The organism is Streptomyces sp. NPDC002055 (genome assembly GCF_040296705.1).
Lineage (GTDB): Bacteria > Actinomycetota > Actinomycetes > Streptomycetales > Streptomycetaceae > Streptomyces.
Genome location: NZ_JBEOXS010000016.1, coordinates 76,838 through 93,167, shown reverse-complemented (window position 1 = coordinate 93,167; position 16,330 = coordinate 76,838). Strand labels below are relative to the sequence as shown.

The following is a 16,330-nucleotide window of genomic DNA, read 5'->3' as shown; positions in this document are numbered from 1 at the left end:
CCCGGTGCCATGCCCCATCCCATGCCCCATCCCGTGCCCGATCCCGTGCCCGATCCCGTGCCCGATCCCGTGCCCGATCCCGTGCCCGCAGGGAGTACACGATGAGCCGTCAGGAGGTACCGGCCGGTGGCGCGCCCGCGGCTGCGGACCGGGCGCCGTCGACCGGGGCCCGGCAGGAGCGGCGGCTCGGCTGGCTGTTGTGCGCTCCGGCCGTCGTGGTGATGCTCGCGGTGACGGCCTACCCCATCGGGTACGCCGTGTATCTGTCCCTCCAGCGCTACGACCTGCGCTTCCCCGCGCGGGCTGAGTTCATCGGCCTCCGCAACTACGGCGCCGTGCTCAGCTCGCCGTTCTGGTGGACGGCGTTCTGGGTGACCGTGCTGATCACCGCGGTCTCGGTGGCGATCGAACTCGCCTTGGGCATGTGCCTCGCCCTGGTGATGCACCGCACCCTCTTCGGCCGCGGCACGGTCCGCACGGCGATCCTGGTCCCGTACGGGATCGTGACGGTGGTCGGGGCGTTCTCCTGGCAGTACGCCTGGACCCCGGATCTCGGGTATCTGGCGGGGCTGCTGCCCCCGGGGAGTGCGCCGCTGACCGAGCAGTGGCCTGCCATCGGGCTGATCATCCTGGCCGAGGTGTGGAAGACCACGCCGTTCATGGCGCTGCTGCTGCTCGCGGGGCTGGCCCTGGTGCCGGAGGAGACGCTGCGCGCCTCCATGGTGGACGGCGCCCACGCCGGACAGCGGTTCTTCCTGGTCATCCTGCCGCTGATGAAGCCGGCGATCCTGGTGGCGCTGCTGTTCCGCACCCTGGACGCGTTCCGGGTGTTCGACAACATCTATGTGCTGACCGCGGGCGCCCATGACACGGGGTCGGTGTCGATCCTGGGCTACGACAACCTGTTCACCGCGCTGAACCTGGGCATCGGATCGGCGATCTCGGTGCTGATCTTCATCTGCGTCGCGATCATCGCCTTCGTCTTCATCAAGCTCTTCGGCACGGCAGCACCCGGTTCGGAGGTGAGACGCTGATGGCGGAGGCAGGCAAGCGGCACGCCCTCGGCTGGACCGTCGTCAATGTGGTGGTGGTGCTCTACGCGCTGTTCCCGGTGTGGTGGATCGCCGCCCTGTCGTTCAAGGACCCCAGCACGCTCACGGACGGCGACTTCGTCCCGTCCCGGTGGACGCTGGAGAACTACCGGGGCATCTTCGAGACCTCCGAGTTCACCCGGGCGCTGATCAACTCGATCGGGATCGCGCTCATCGCGACGCTGATCGCCGTCGTGCTCGGCACCATGGCCGCCTACGCGGTGGCGCGGCTGCGCTTCCCGGGCAAGCGGCTGCTCATCGGCATGTCGCTGCTGATCGCCATGTTCCCGCCGATCTCGCTGGTGTCGCCGCTGTTCAACATCGAGCGGGTGCTGGGGCTGTTCGACACCTGGCCGGGGCTGATCATCCCGTACATGACGTTCTCGCTGCCGCTGGCGATCTACACGCTGTCGGCGTTCTTCCGGGAGATCCCCTGGGATCTGGAGAAGGCCGCCAAGGTGGACGGTGCCACGGCCGCTCAGGCCTTCCGGCTGGTGATCGTGCCGCTGGCGGCGCCGGGCGTCTTCACCACGGCCATCCTGGTCTTCATCTTCTGCTGGAACGACTTCCTGTTCGCGATCTCGCTGACCTCGACCACGGCGGCCCGGACCGTGCCCGCCGCCATCGCGTTCTTCACCGGGAGCTCGCAGTTCCAGCAGCCGACCGGCTCGATCGCCGCGGCCGCCGTGGTGATCACCATCCCCATCATCATTTTCGTACTGTTGTTCCAGCGGCGGATCGTCGCCGGACTGACCTCCGGGGCGGTCAAGGGCTGACCGGCCACCCGGGGATCCCCCGGCCCGGGGCCGACGGCGGCCCGCCGACCAGAGGACGAGGAAGAGCGACCATGGCCGAGATCATTCTCGAGGGCATCACCAAGCGGTACCCGGACGGCGCGGTCGCCGTGAAGGACATCGACCTCGCGATCGCCGACGGCGAGTTCGTGATCCTGGTCGGCCCCTCCGGCTGCGGGAAGTCCACCACGCTGAACATGATCGCGGGCCTGGAGGACATCACCGAGGGCACCCTCCGCATCGGGGACCAGGTCGTCAACGACCGGGCGCCCAAGGACCGCGACATCGCGATGGTGTTCCAGAGCTATGCCCTGTACCCGCACATGAGCGTCCGGGACAACATGGGCTTCGCGCTGCGGCTGGCCAAGGCCGACAAGGCGACCATCCGCACCAAGGTGGAGGAGGCCGCCCGGATCCTCGATCTGACCGAGCACCTGGACCGCAAGCCCGCGAACCTGTCCGGAGGACAGCGGCAGCGGGTGGCGATGGGCCGGGCGATCGTCCGGGACCCCAAGGCCTTCCTCATGGACGAGCCGCTGTCCAACCTGGACGCCAAGCTCCGGGTCCAGATGCGCACCCAGATCTCCCGGCTGCAGCAGCGGCTGGGCACCACCACGGTCTACGTCACCCACGACCAGACGGAGGCCATGACCCTCGGCGACCGGGTCGTGGTGCTGCGGGGCGGGGTCGTGCAGCAGGTCGGCACGCCCCAGCACCTCTACGACGAGCCCCGCAACCTGTTCGTGGCGGGTTTCATCGGCTCCCCCGCGATGAACTTCCTCCACGCGACGCTGGAGAACGGCACCCTGCGCACCTCGCTGGGCACCATGCCGCTCGACGACCGCACCCGGCAGGCCCTGGAGCGACGACACGCACCGCGCGACCTCATCATCGGCTTCCGGCCGGAGGACTTCGAGGACGCGTCGCTGGTCGACCCGGGGCGCACCGGCTCCGCGTTCACCTTCACCGTCACCGTGGACGTGCTGGAGTCGGTGGGTTCGGACGTCTACGTCTACTTCACCGAGGAGACGGGAGCGCCCGTCAGCGCCGAACTGGAGGAGCTCGCGGCCGACTCCGGCCTGCGGGAGGCCGGATCGCACGGCGGCCAGATCGTCACCCGGCTCGACGCGACCACCCGGGCACGGGAGGGCCATCCCGTCGAGCTGACGCTCGACGTGGCCCGGGGTCACATCTTCGACCCGGGCACCGGCACCAACCTCACCCACCCCGAGCACGTCGACCGCGACTGACCGGCCCGATGAAGTCCTCGATCGCCCGGACGAACGCGTCGGGCCGGTCCTCGGGGATGAGGGTGCGGCTGTCCTCGACCTCCGCCAGGCGCGCGTCCGGCAGCAGTTCCACGAACCGGCGCCCGTGGGCGGGCGGCATCACCCGGTCCTCCGCCGCCCAGAGGACCAGCGTGGGCCGGTCGAAGGTGCGCAGCCCCTCGGCCGCGTCCAGCATGTCGTCCGGCCGGGCCGAACGGAGATACGCCGTCAGGTCCCGCCGGACCGCACGGGAGGTGATCAGCGGGCGGAACCACTGCTCGGTGATCTCGTCGGGGACGGGCCGCTTCGTCATCCACCCCAGCACGGTCGGGCCGCGGCGCAGCGCGGGCACCCGCAGCGCCTGCGCCACCGGGTAGAGACCTCCCGGGAGCTTCCCGGCCAGCGAGACGGCCTTGCCGGGCAGCCCCGGCGGGAAGTTCTCGAAGGCCTCGCAGGAGGAGATGACCAGCCGCGCGATCCGGTCCCGGCTGCGGGCCGCGGCGAACAGGAACAGACCGGAGTCATTGCCGACCAGCGTCACATCGCGCAGGTCGAGCCGCTCCAGTAACTCCGACTGGAGCCGTCCGATGCCCCGGGGCGACAGATCGGCCCCCGGGCGCATCGGCGTGCGGTGACCGCCGAGGGGCAGCACGGGCACGACGACGCGGTGCCGGCGGCTCAGCTCCGGGACGACCTTCCGGTAGAGCGAACCGTCCATGCCGAGGCCGTGGATCAGGACCACGACAGGGCCGTCCCCTCCCGTGTCCTCGTACTCCACGGTTCCGGCGCTGAGTTCGATGCTGGGCATGACGCTCCTCCTGGGCGCACGGGCGGCCTCCTGGGCGCACGGATGAGGTCATGACCTGTCGTCCCCTGTTCGGCAGGTCATGGGCATCCGATGCCGACGGCGGGTGCGCCCCGCTCCCCCGCGGTCGTCACGTCACGGCGCAGGACGGCTCTCCCCTCGGCCGTGGGGCACGCGAGGAATCCATACGCTGACGTACGGTTGACCATACGCCACCGTATGGCCCCGTACAAGGCCGGCTCCAGAACAAGACCGGACACGGGCCGTCGGCGGCGGCCGGTGGGACCGCCTGTTCGCACGGCGTCCCGGCCTCCGCCCGGCGCGCTCCGCCGAAAACTCCTCGCCGTTCGTTGAACACCCTCCGCGGCGCCTGCGTACCTAGACCCGAGCGCCGCGTGGAGATGCCCGGTGAGACAAGCGAACGTGAGGATTGGTTATGGGGAAGTGGCGAACTGTGTCGCTCGCCGGTGTGGCTGCGAGCATGCTCCTGGTCTCGGCGTGCGGTTCGGAGGCGAAGCCGGCCAATACCGACCTGGTCCAGCCGGCGGCCGGTTCGGCCGCTCCGAACGCCGGAACCGGCGAGGCGGGCAACGCCCCCGCGGGCAACACCCCCGCGGGCTCCAAGAAGGAGGAGGGCGGGGCCGAGGCCGCGGGCGAGCTCGCGGTGCGGGCCGACGCCACGCTGGGTCCGATCGTGACGGACGGCGAGGGCCGGACGCTCTACCGCTTCGACAAGGACACCCCCGACCCCGCCAAGTCCAACTGCGACGGTGACTGCGCCAAGACGTGGCCGCCCGTCCCGGCGGCCGACGCCAAGGCGTCCTCCGGCCTCAACCCCGACCTCGTCGGTTCGGTCACCCGCTCGGACGGCACCGAGCAGCTCACCGTCGGCGGCTGGCCGATGTACCGCTACGCCAAGGACGCCAAGGCCGGTGACACCAAGGGGCAGAACGTCGGCGGCACCTGGTTCGCCTCCGCTCCCGACGGTGCGAAGTCCGGCAAGGAGCGCCCGAAGCTCGGCGTGCTGAAGAGCCCCGAGCTGGGCGAGGTGCTGACGGACAAGAACGGCAAGACGCTCTACCTCTTCACCAAGGACACCCCGTGGCCGATGAAGACGGCCTGCGACGACAAGTGCCTGGAGAAGTGGACCCCGTCGGAGCCGGTCAGCGCGGCGGACGCCAAGGCCGCGGGCATCGACCCGAAGCTGCTCTTCACCTTCACCACCCCGAACGGCACCAAGCAGGAAGCCATCAACTGCTGGCCCGCGTACACCTTCAAGGGTGACAAGGAGCCCGGCCAGACCAACGGCCAGGGCGTGGGCGGCACCTGGTTCGCCATCAAGAAGGACGCCGAGAACGACCGCGGCAAGACCATCCCCGCGGCCAAGGGCAAGGCGGGCGGCGGCGCCGAGAAGGAGGGCTCGTCCTACAGCGGCGGCGCCGCGGACAGCGGCTCCTCGGCGGACAGCGGCTCCACCGACACCTACGGCTCGACCGGTGGCGGCTACGGCTACTGACCTCCGCCCCCGGCCCCGGCCCCGGCCCCGGAGTGGCGGTCCGTCCGTAGCGGACTGAAGGAGCCTGAGACGGCGGGGTGACAGGCCCCGCCGGAGCGGAACACCCACGATCCCGTCACCGGTGCGCACCGGTGACGGGATCGTGCTGTGCGGCCGCGCCCCGTGCCGACGGGGTCCGGTCCGCGCCGACCGGGTCCGGTCCACCCCGCGGGCGGGGCCGCGATCCGAACGAGGCGCGGCGTGAGTGCGTGCAGGGCGCCGCGGAGCGGACGGGAGTTCGACGACAGGGCCGCGACGACAGGGCCTAACGGACCCTGGCGCCCTCGGACTCCTCGTTCTCCTCGCCGGGCAGATGCACATCGTCGACGGCCACGTTCACCTCGACGACCTCGAAGCCCGTCATCCGTTCCACCGCCTCGACGACGCTCTCCCGCACCTCGCCGGCGACATCGGTGATCTCGGCGCCGTACTCGACGACCACATCGAGGTCGAGTGCGGCCTGCCGCTCACCGACCTCGGCCTTGACCCCGCGGGCGACGCTCGGCCGCATCCCGGGAGTGCGCTCGCGGACCGCGCCGAGGGTGCGGGCCATGCCGGCTCCGAGGTCGTGGATGCCGGGTACGTCCCGGGCGGCCATCGCGGCGATCTTCTCCACGACGCCGTCCGCGATGGACGTGCTGCCGCGTTCCGTGGGTGCCGCCGGCTTTGCCGTCGCGGACGGCGCCCCGGCCTTCGTGGAGACACCGGCCCCACGGGAAGCGTTCTTCTCCGTTGCTGTGCTGAGCTGCTCCGCCATGGCGAGCCACTCCTCTCCAGAGGTCCTGGACGATCCGTGCGGCGGCGCGCGTTTCCCGCGCATCCCGGCCCCTTCGTCCAGCGTAGGTGCGGCTGTGGCCCCCGGCGCGGTGGACCGGGGACGCCGTGGCCGGGGCCGCTGCCGAGCCACCGGTGGTCCCCGCGCACGGACCGGGAGCGGACAAGTCTGGACGTTCTGCGCATGGTCCGTAGGATGGGCTGTCCTCGCAGGTGGAAGCCTTCCTTCCGGGTTGGTGGGCCTGCCGGAGGGGAGGGCTGCACGATGGCTTCCAGCGGTGCGACGGCTACCAGCGACACGGCGCCCACGGACCGGCCCGGGGAACGGGCGCGGCTGGCGGCGGTGCGCCGCTACGCGATCCTCGACACCCCCGCCGACGGGGCCTTCGACCGGGTGGCCGGTCTCGCCGCGCGGATCTTCGATGTCCCGATGGCGTCCGTGACGATCGTCGACCGGGACCGGATCTGGTTCAAGGCCCAGCAGGGGCTCCCCCCGGGGATCTCGGAGATCGTCCGGGAAGCGGGACTGTGCGCCTCCGCGATCCTGGACGGCCGGCCGTACGTGGTGACCGACGCGCGCCGCGACCCGCGGACGGCGAGGCATGCACTGGTGCGCGGCGAGCCGGGGGTGCGCTTCTACGCGGCCGCCCCGATCACCAGCTCCGGGGGCCACCGGCTCGGCACCGTCAACATCATGGACACCCGCCCGCGCCGGATCGGCGACCGCGAGCTGGCGACGCTGGCGGATCTCGCCGCCGTCGTCATGGACGAGCTGGAGCTGCGGCTGTCGGCCATGCGTACGCTGCGGGTCGAGCGGGACATGCGGATCAGGGTGGAGACCGAACGGGCCCGCCTGGCCCACCTGGCATCCGTGCTCCAACGCACCCTGCTGCCGCCCGCCCTGCCCCGCGTACCGGGCCTGGACGTGGCCGCGCACTACGAGATCGCCTCGGCCGACCAGGTGGGAGGCGACTTCTACGACCTGTTCCCGCTGGGCGGACGGCGCTGGGGGTTCTTCCTCGGCGACGTCTGCGGCAAGGGGCCGGAAGCCGCCGCGCTGACCTCACTGGCCCGCTACACCCTCAGGTCGGCCGCCGTGCACAACCCCGACCCGGTGGCGGTGCTGCGGATCCTCAACACCGTGCTGCTGCACGAGCAGCAGGGCGACGACCCCCGCTACTGCACCGTGCTGTTCGGGCTGCTCGCACCGGACGGCGACGGGTTCGCCGTCACCCTGGCCGGCGGCGGCCATCCGCCCGCGCTGCTGCTGCGCAGGGAGGGGACGGTGGAGCCGCTGCACCCGCCGGGCGGGCAGCTGATCGGCGTGCTGCCCGATCCGCACATGGCCCGGATCACCGTCCGGATGCGGCCCGGGGACGGGCTGCTGCTGCACAGCGACGGCCTGACGGAGGCCCGTACACCGGGCGGCGGCATGCTCGGGGAGGAGGGGCTGCGGAAGCATCTGGCCGGCTCCCGACCGGCGGCGGCCGGAGCGGACGGCGTCCTGACCGACCTGCGGAAGCTGCTGGTGGGCCTGGACGCCCGGCTGTGGGACGACACGGCGCTGCTGGCCCTGGTCGTGCCGCGGGCCTGAAACGCCGCCGCACCCGGTGCCCGTGGGCACCGGGTGCGGTGGGTGCGCGGTCCACCGTCGCGACCGGGGGGTTCAGCGCTGGGGCGGACCGGCGGTTCAGCGCTGGGTCAGCAGCCCGCTGCGCAGGTTGCCGAGCATCCGGGTGAGCAGCCGGGACACATGCATCTGGGAGACCCCGAGCTCGGCGCCGATCTCCGCCTGGGTCATCTCCGCGCCGAACCGCATCTGCAGGATGCGGCGGTCGCGCTCCCCGAGCTGCTCGACGAGCGGCTTGAGCGCCTGGAGGTTCTCCACCCCTTCCAGGGCCGGGTCGAGTTCGCCGATGCGCTCCGCGAAGGTCGCGCTCCCGCTCTCGGTGCTCTCGTCCACCGGCACGTCCAGCGATCCGGCCGTGTAGCCGTTGCTGGCGACGAGCCCCTCGACGACCTCTTCCTCGCTGAGCCCGAGGTGCTCGGCGAGCTCGGTGGTCGTCGGGGAGCGGTTCATGCGCTGGGACAGCTCGTCGTTCGCCTTGGCGAGGTCGATGCGCAGCTCCTGAAGGCGCCGCGGCACGTGGACCGACCAGCTGGTGTCACGGAAGAACCGCTTGATCTCGCCGATGATGTACGGCACGGCGAAGGTGGTGAACTCGACCTCGCGGGACAGGTCGAACCGGTCGATCGCCTTGATCAGACCGATGGTGCCGACCTGGACGATGTCCTCCATGTCGTCCGCGCGGTTGCGGAACCGGGCGGCGGCGTAGCGGACGAGGGAGAGGTTCAGCTCGATGAGGGTGTTGCGCGCGTACTGGTGGTCGTGGGTGCCCTCCTCCAGCACCGCCAGCTGGTCGAAGAAGAGCTTCGACAGCTCGCGGGCGTCCCGGGGGGCCACCTTGGTCGCGTCCTCGACCCAGGGGAGTTCTGCCGTCCGGGTGTCGCTCTCCTGCATGGGCTCACTCGTCGTGCGATGAGCCGGTGCCGTGGATACCGTGGCGCTCACGTGGTCCTCCCCTTCTTCCGCGTTGTGCGGCGCCTACCCCGGTTCACCGGGACCACACCTACCGATTTCGGTGAACCGGCGAGAGCGTCGCGCGGCGTGTCCTGCGGCGCGGCGCGCAGCGGGGCCGGGACGGCGGTCCGGCTATCCGTCGTCGCCCACGCGCAGCCGGCCCACGACGCGTTCCAAATCGGCGATGCGGTCGGCGAGTCCGGCCGTGCCGCCCGTGCCCCCGGTCCCGCGCCCCGAGCTCTCCGCGTCGCGCAGCAGGAGCTCGATCTGGGCGAGCTGCGCGGCGACGTCACCCAGCCGCGGCTCTCCGCCCGGGGCCGTCTCCCCGCCGGTGCCCTGGGCCGGCCGGTCCCAGTCGGCTCCGGCGGCCTCGGCCGCGTCGGCGGTGTCGGCGGTGTCGGCTGTCTCGGCGGCGGGCCGGCCGGATCTGCCGTCGGCGACCAGCAGCCGCCGCAACTGCTCGGCCTGGGCGGCGAGCTGGCGGTTCTTGCGGTACAGCTCCAGGAAGACATTGACCTTGGTGCGCAGCAGCCACGGGTCGAAGGGTTTGGTCAGGAAGTCCGCCGCGCCGATCGCGTAGCCCCGGTAGGCGTAGTCCGTGCCGGCGTCGGTGCCGGTCAGCAGGATGACCGGGACGTCCTTGGTCTGGTCGAGGCGTTTGATGTTGGCCGCGGTCTCGAAGCCGTCCATGCCCGGCATGAGGACGTCGAGCAGGACGACGGCGAACTCCTCGCGGAGCATGGCCTTCAGGGCCTCTTCTCCGGACCGGGCACGCACCACGTGCAGGTCGAGGGAGCCCAGCACCGCTTCCAGGGCGACCAGGTTCTCCTCGATGTCGTCCACGATCAGGATGCTCGACTTCTCGGGTCCGGGGGTGCTCATGTCCGCTGCCTCGGGGGATCCTCGTCGCCCCGTTCGGCGCCGGCCGGGGCGGCGCCGTCCCGCCCGGGCACCGCGCCGTCCTGCTCGGGCACCAGGGGGCCGTCCTCCGCGCCCTGCGGGTCGAGCAGGTCGCAGATGACCGTGAGCAGCCGGTCGACGTCGACGGGCTTGGGGACGTAGTCGCGGGCTCCGCTGTCGATCGCCTTCTCGCGGTCGCCGGGCATGGCCTTGGCGGTGAGCGCGATGATGGGGAGGTCGGCGAAGCGCGGGGTGCGCCGGATGGCCTGGATCGTCTCGTATCCATCCATCTCGGGCATCATGATGTCCATCAGGACCAGGGACACCTCGGGCGACCGGTCCAGGACCTCCAGTCCCTCCCGGCCGTTCTCCGCGTACTTGACGGTGATGCCGACGCGGCCGAGCACATGGGTGAGGGCGAAGACGTTCCGGATGTCGTCGTCGACGATGAGGATGCTGCGCCCGGCGAGGACCCGGCCGGGGCGGCCGCCCAGCCACTCCTTGAGCCGGGTGGTCTCCGGCCAGGTGTCGTCGCCGTCGTCGGCGGCGCGGGTCCGGCGGGCGGTGAGGCTCTCGGAGCTGCCGTACACCCCGCTCGGCGCGGCGTCGGCCGCGGTCGGCAACGGGCCGGTCCGCTTGGTCAGTCCGGCCGAGGGCGGGGCGGTGGAGGCCGCGGCGGGGAGCGTCCGCGGTTCGGCGGTGGTGGACACTCCGGAGTACCGCGACGGGACGTAGAGGGTGAACCGGGAGCCGACGCCCGGTTCGCTCTCGGCGACGATCCGGCCGCCGAGCAGCCCGGCGATCTCCCTGCTGATGGAGAGGCCGAGGCCGGTGCCGCCGTACTTGCGGTTGGTGGTGCCGTCCGACTGCTGGAAGGCGTCGAAGATCACCGAGAGTTTCTCGGAGGGGATGCCGATGCCGGTGTCCTTGACCGAGAACGCGATGACGGCCTCGGCGTTCTTCAGGCTCTCCTCGGGGAACTTGCTGCCCGGCACCCGCTCGACATTGAGCTCCACGCCGCCGGACGAGGTGAACTTGATCGCGTTCGACAGCAGGTTGCGCAGGATCTGCTGGAGGCGCTGCTCGTCGGAGAAGAGTTCGCGGGGCACGTCCTCGCCGACGGTGACCTCGAAGGCGAGACCGCGGTCGCCGGCGAGCGGCCGGAACGTGGCGTGCACGTAGTCGAGCAGTTTGATCAGCGGCAGCTTCTTCGGGTGCACGTCCATCCGGCCCGCCTCGATCTTCGACAGGTCCAGGATGTCGTTGATCAGCTGGAGCAGGTCGGAGCCGGAGCGGTGGATGGTGGCGGCGAAGTCCACCTCCTGCACGGAGAGCCGGCCGTCGGGGTTGTCGGCGAGCAGCCGGGCCAGGATGAGCAGCGAGTTGAGCGGTGTGCGCAGCTCGTGCGACATGTTGGCCAGGAATTCGGACTTGTACTGCGAGGAGGTGGCGAGCAGTGCGGCCTTCTCCTCCAGTTCGGCGTTGGAGCGCTGGAGTTCGTCGGAGCGCTGGCGCAGCTCGGAGGTCAGCCGCTGCGACTCGGACAGCAGGGCCTCGGTACGGGCGTTGGCGATGATGGTGTTGATCGAGACGCCGATGGTGTTCACGAACTGGTCGATGAAGGCGAGGTGCACCTCGTTGAAGCGGCTGAACGACGCCAGTTCGATCACCCCGAGCACCTGGTCCTCGAAGAGGATGGGCAGGATGACGATGCTGGCCGGGGGCGCGGAGCCGAGCCCGGACTCGATGGTGATGTAGTCGGGCGGCGCGGACTCGAACAGGATGCGCTTCTTCTCCACCGCGGCCTGTGCGATCAGGCCGCGGCCCCGGCTGGGGGCGCCGGAGCCCGGGAGCGGTCCGTGGTGGGTGTCGTGGCCGGCGCCGTACCCGGCGATGAACTCCAGGCCCTCCCCCGGTTCGGCCCCCGCTTTGGCCAGGAAGAACGCCCCGAACTGCGCGTTCACCAGCGGGGTGAGCTCGCGCAGGATCAGGTCGGCGACCTCGACGAGATCGCGGTGGCCCTGCATCAGGCCGGCGACCCGGGTGAGGTTGGACTCCAGCCAGTCCTTGGCGCGGGTGGTCTCGCGGAGGTTGGCCACCATGAGGTTGATGTTGTTCTTCAGCGCCGCGACCTCGCCCTGGGCCTCGACGGAGATGGACCGCGACATGTTGCCCTGGGTGACGGCGCTGGCGACCTCGGCGATCGCCCGCACCTGGGTGGTGAGGTTCAGCGCGAGGTCGTTGACGCTGGTGGTCAGCTGCTTCCAGGTGCCGTAGACGCCCTCGACCCGCGCCTGTCCTCCGAGCCGCCCCTCGGTGCCCACCTCGCGGGCCACCCGGGTCACCTCGGAGGAGAACGAGGAGAGGGTGTCGACCATCGTGTTGATGGTGGTCTTGAGCTCCAGGATCTCGCCGCGGGCGTCCACGTCGATCTTCTTCGACAGGTCGCCCTGGGCGACGGCGGTGGCGACCTGGGCGATGTTCCGCACCTGCGACGTCAGGTTGTACGCCATGAAGTTGACGTTCTCGGTGAGGTCCTTCCAGACCCCGGAGACGCCGTGGACCTGGGCCCGGCCGCCGAGCCGGCCCTCGGTGCCCACCTCGCGGGCCACCCGGGTCACCTCGTCGGCGAACGCGCGCAGCTGCTGGACCATGGTGTTCACGGTGTCCTTGAGCTCCGCGATCTCACCGCGGGCGTCCACGTCGATCTTCTTCGACAGGTCGCCGTTGGCGACCGCGGTGGTCACCTGGGCGATGTTGCGGACCTGCGAGGTGAGGTTCAGCGCCATGGAGTTGACGTTGTCGGTGAGGCCCTTCCACACTCCGGAGACGTCCCTGACCTGGGCCTGGCCGCCGAGGTTGCCCTCGGTGCCCACTTCCCGGGCCACCCGGGTCACCTCGTCGGCGAACGCCGACAGCTGGTCCACCATGGTGTTGATCGTCGACTTCAGCTCCAGGATCTCGCCCTTCGCCTCCACCGTGATCTTCTGCCCGAGGTCGCCCTCCGCGACGGCGGTGGCGACCAGGGCGATGTTCCGGACCTGAGAAGTCAGGTTGTCGGCCATGAAGTTGACGTTCTCGGTGAGGTCCTTCCAGACCCCCGAGACCCCCCGGACCTGCGCCCGGCCGCCGAGCCGGCCCTCGGTACCCACCTCACGGGCCACCCGGGTCACCTCGTCGGCGAACGCCGACAGCTGGTCCACCATCTTGTTGACGGTGTCCTTGAGCTGCAGGATCTCGCCGCGGGCGTCGACCGTGATCTTCTGGCTGAGGTCGCCGTTGGCGACCGCGGTGGTCACCTGGGCGATGTTGCGCACCTGCCAGGTCAGGTTGGACGCCATGAAGTTGACGTTGTCCGTGAGGTCCTTCCACACCCCGGAGACCCCCCGGACCTGCGCCCGGCCGCCGAGCTGGCCCTCGGTGCCCACTTCCCGGGCCACCCGGGTCACCTCGTCGGCGAAGGCCCGCAGCTGGTCGACCATCTTGTTCACGGTGAGCTTCAGCTCCAGCAGCTCCCCGGTGGCCTCGACGGTGACCTGCTGGGTGAGGTCGCCGGTGGCCACCGCGGTGGTGACGACGGCGATGTCGCGGACCTGGGCGGTGAGCCGGGCGGCCATGGTGTTGACCGCCTCGGTCACGTGGCGCCAGTCGCCGGAGAGCCCCTGCACCTTGGCCCGGCCGCCGAGCCGGCCCTCGGTGCCCACCTCGCGGGCCACCCGGGTCACCTCACCGGTGAACAGCGAGAGCTGGTCCACCATGCGGTTCACCCCGGCCCCCAGGCGCCTGAGGTCCCCGCGGAGCTCGCGGTTGCCGTCGTGCAGGTCCACGTGCTGGGTCAGGTCGCCGTCGGCGACCGCGTCCAGCACCCGGGTGGCCTTGCCGACCGGTACCACGAGGGCTTCCACAAGGGAGTTGGCCGCGTCCACATTGGTCGCCCACGCCCCCGGGCCGGGGCTCGCGGTGATCCGCTCGTCCAGCCGTCCCTGCCGCACCACTTCGCGGCGCACCCGCTGGAGCTCGGACGCGAGGTGCTCGTTGCGCGCGACGATCCGGTTGAAGAGACCGGCCATCTCGGCGAGGACGCCCTCGTCGGCGCTCCCGACACGCACGGTGAAGTCACCGTCGCACAGGGAGTTCATGGCGGCGAGCATCGGCCGTAGCTCACTCGCACGCACCCAGTGGCCGTCCGGAGCGGATCCGGACCGGCCGACACCTTCGGATTTTCCCTCGAATTCCGCGGATGACGAGGTGGAGACGGCGGAATCCGGCGAGGCAGAGTCACGTGCCATGACAGCCCATTCGCAGTCATCTATGTATCCGGGTATGTCATAGTATAGGACCCCTCAGGGGTCTCATCGCCCGATGTACCAGGGGGCCCATATGAGGCCGTTGTCCACCCCGCCTCACGAGTTCGTCTCCCGGACCAGCCTGGCGGCCAACCAGCTCGCGGCCTCCAGGGCGCGCGCCTTCGTCCGCGCCGTTCTCGCGGAGCGGCCGGTCCCGAGGCTGTCCGCGTCCCGCGCGATCACCGACCGCCTCGTGGACGACGCCGAGCTGCTCGTCAGTGAACTGGTCACCAATGCCGTGATGCACGCGGGCACCGACATCGACGTCGTGTGCTACCTGGAGACCGGCGACGGCCGGCCGGACGCCCCGGACAGCGACACGGCGGACAGCGACACGGCGGGCAGCGACAGGGCGGACAGCGGCACGGCGAGCAGTGGCGCCCCGGCACCGGGAGAGCTCCCGGCGGCGGGCGTGGAGGAGCCGGTCGGAGTCGTCGTCGAGGTGTCGGACCACCACCCCTCCAGCGTGGTCCGGGGCGGCCTGGACGCCCGGCGGGACGGCCGCGGGTTCGGCCTGCAGCTCGTGGGGGCGCTGGCCGAGTCCTGGGGCGTCACCTACCGGCACGACGAGAAGGCGGTGTGGTTCCGGCTCGAACCCGCGACGGACGACTCCCAGCTCACCGGGACCCCGGGCGGGCTCCGGCGGGAGCTGCGGCTGCCGGAGAATCCCGCCCCGGCGCCGCTGCGGGAGCTGGGTGGACACGGAGCGGAGCGTTCCGACCGCGGAGGGTCCTCGTTCCTCGCCGAGGCCGGTGAGCTCCTCGCCGGACAGCTCGACGAGGACATGGTGGCCGCCCTGGCCGGGCAGCTCCTGGTGCCCCGGCTCGCCGACTGGTGCGGGGTGTGGCTCAGCACCGAGGCGGGCGGCATGCGGCTGTCCCGGGTGTGGCACGCGGACGAGCGCCGGATCGACGCGCTGCGCGAGGACCTGGAGAAGGAACCGCCCCGGGGGCGGCTGCGCACCGCGGGGATGGCCTGGCCCTGGCCGGAGCACGCCGACGGGGCGGGCGGCTCCGCGCTCGCCTTCCCCCTCGTCGCCGGGGGCTCCTGCCTGGGCATGCTGATCATCGGCCGGGCGGACCGGCAGCACATGACCGACGGGGTGGTGCGCACCGTGGAGGACGTGGCGCGCCGGGTGGCCCAGGCCGTGGTGACCGCCCGCCAGTACGCCCGGCAGACCGCGATCAGCCGCGCGCTCCAGCGTCGGCAGCTGCCCATCTCACTCGCCCGGATCCCCGGCATCGACACGGCTCTGGTCTACGAGCCGCACGGCGAGGGGCTGACCGTGGGGGGCGACTTCTACGACCTGTTCCCGATGAGCGACGCCCGCTGGTCCTTCCTGCTCGGCGACGTCCAGGGCAAGGACCCGGAGGCGATGTCGGTCACCGGCCTCGCCCGGCATCTGGTGCGGCTGCTGGCCCGCGAGGGCCACGGCGTCGAGTCGGTGCTCGGCCGGCTGAACGTCGCCATGGCGGAGGAGAGCACCGAGGCGGTGGCGCTCGGCGGGGAGCACGCCCGGCCGCGCTTCCTGAGCCTGCTCTACGGGGAGCTGGCACCCGATCCCGCAGCGGGCGGCGCCCATGTCACCATCGCCAGCGCCGGGCACCCGCTTCCGCTGCGGCTGACCGTCGACGGCTCGGTGGAGCCGCCGGTGGGCCCGCAGATGCTGCTGGGGATCGACGAGGGGGCCGAGTTCCTCGCCAGTTCCTTCGACCTGGCTCCCGGGGAGACCCTGCTGTGCGTGACCGACGGCGTGACCGAACGCCGCAGCGGCGACTGGCAGTTGGACGACAACGACGGGCTGTCCGAGGTGCTGCGGGAGTGCGTCGGCCTGGGCGCGAAGGCCGTCGCGGAACGGGTGCGGCGGGCGGCCCACGACTTCGACACCGGCCCGGTCGAGGACGACCTCTCCGTGCTGGTGCTCCAGGCGGTGACGACCCCGGCCGGCCCGCCGGGGGTGCTGCACCGGCAGCGGCAGCGCCCCGGACCGTCACCCACGCCACCGCACCCGCCCGAGACGCCCCCAGCCCGGCCCAGCGGACAGCCGATGCCGGCGCCGCGGGGCGAACCGGGGGGCGTGCGGGGGACGTGAGGGGCGCGGAGGGGGTGCGGCGGGGCTGCGGCGGGGGCAGCCCCCCGCTGAGAGGTCAGCCCCGTTTCAGGGACGAGGGTTGGGCGGTGCGGCGGTGCGGCGGTTCCGGGTTCGGTGACGGGGG

General features: G+C 71.5%; 11 protein-coding genes. 6 read left to right on the top strand and 5 right to left on the bottom strand.

The features are described 5' to 3' along the window. Positions 1-101: 101 nt before the first annotated feature. The 3 genes from ABT112_RS12730 to ABT112_RS12720 all read left to right on the top strand — a co-directional run bounded on the left by ABT112_RS12730 (position 102) and on the right by ABT112_RS12720 (position 3,135). Positions 102-1,034, top strand: coding sequence for a carbohydrate ABC transporter permease (locus ABT112_RS12730; protein ID WP_351508612.1), 933 nt, complete (start codon positions 102-104; stop codon positions 1,032-1,034). After that, positions 1,034-1,867, top strand: a complete 834-nt coding sequence (locus ABT112_RS12725) for a carbohydrate ABC transporter permease (protein ID WP_351508610.1) — start codon at positions 1,034-1,036, stop codon at positions 1,865-1,867. Before ABT112_RS12730 ends, ABT112_RS12725 begins: the two co-directional genes overlap by 1 nt. Positions 1,868-1,938: 71 nt before the next feature. Next, entirely contained in the window at positions 1,939-3,135 is a 1,197-nt protein-coding gene (locus ABT112_RS12720; protein ID WP_351508608.1) for an ABC transporter ATP-binding protein, read from the top strand. Here ABT112_RS12720 and ABT112_RS12715 read toward each other — a convergent pair. Next, entirely contained in the window at positions 3,104-3,961 is an 858-nt protein-coding gene (locus ABT112_RS12715) for an alpha/beta fold hydrolase (RefSeq protein WP_351508606.1), read from the bottom strand. The two genes, ABT112_RS12720 and ABT112_RS12715, sit on opposite strands and share 32 nt — an antisense overlap. A gap of 433 nt (positions 3,962-4,394) precedes the next feature. Between ABT112_RS12715 and ABT112_RS12710 the strand changes: the two genes are divergently transcribed. Further along, positions 4,395-5,474, top strand: a complete 1,080-nt coding sequence (locus ABT112_RS12710; RefSeq protein WP_351508603.1) for an SCO0930 family lipoprotein — start codon at positions 4,395-4,397, stop codon at positions 5,472-5,474. 304 nt (positions 5,475-5,778) lie between these two features. On the opposite strand, the gene ABT112_RS12705 is transcribed toward ABT112_RS12710, so the two are convergent. Continuing rightward, positions 5,779-6,270, bottom strand: coding sequence for an Asp23/Gls24 family envelope stress response protein (locus ABT112_RS12705; RefSeq protein WP_351508602.1), 492 nt, complete (start codon positions 6,268-6,270; stop codon positions 5,779-5,781). Between the two features lie 282 nt (positions 6,271-6,552). On the opposite strand from ABT112_RS12705, the gene ABT112_RS12700 reads away from it, so the two are divergent. After that, on the top strand, positions 6,553-7,881 hold the full coding sequence (locus ABT112_RS12700; RefSeq protein ID WP_351508599.1) for a PP2C family protein-serine/threonine phosphatase: 1,329 nt from the start codon (positions 6,553-6,555) through the stop codon (positions 7,879-7,881). 96 nt (positions 7,882-7,977) lie between these two features. Here the strand turns inward: ABT112_RS12700 and ABT112_RS12695 are convergent, their stop codons facing one another. From ABT112_RS12695 to ABT112_RS12685, 3 genes are all read right to left on the bottom strand, one after another. Next, positions 7,978-8,808: an RNA polymerase sigma factor SigF gene (locus tag ABT112_RS12695; RefSeq protein WP_351508691.1), complete on the bottom strand. Its 831-nt coding sequence runs from the start codon at positions 8,806-8,808 to the stop codon at positions 7,978-7,980. 192 nt (positions 8,809-9,000) lie between these two features. Then, a complete protein-coding gene (locus ABT112_RS12690) occupies positions 9,001-9,750 on the bottom strand; it encodes a response regulator (RefSeq protein ID WP_351508597.1) in 750 nt (249 codons plus the stop codon). Next, a complete protein-coding gene (locus tag ABT112_RS12685) occupies positions 9,747-13,907 on the bottom strand; it encodes a HAMP domain-containing protein (RefSeq protein WP_502975322.1) in 4,161 nt (1,386 codons plus the stop codon). The genes ABT112_RS12690 and ABT112_RS12685 overlap by 4 nt, the downstream gene beginning before the upstream one ends. 241 nt (positions 13,908-14,148) lie before the next feature. Here ABT112_RS12685 and ABT112_RS12680 point away from each other — a divergent pair, with 241 nt between their 5' ends. Further along, positions 14,149-16,206, top strand: coding sequence for a SpoIIE family protein phosphatase (locus ABT112_RS12680; protein ID WP_351508593.1), 2,058 nt, complete (start codon positions 14,149-14,151; stop codon positions 16,204-16,206). Positions 16,207-16,330 lie beyond the last annotated feature (124 nt).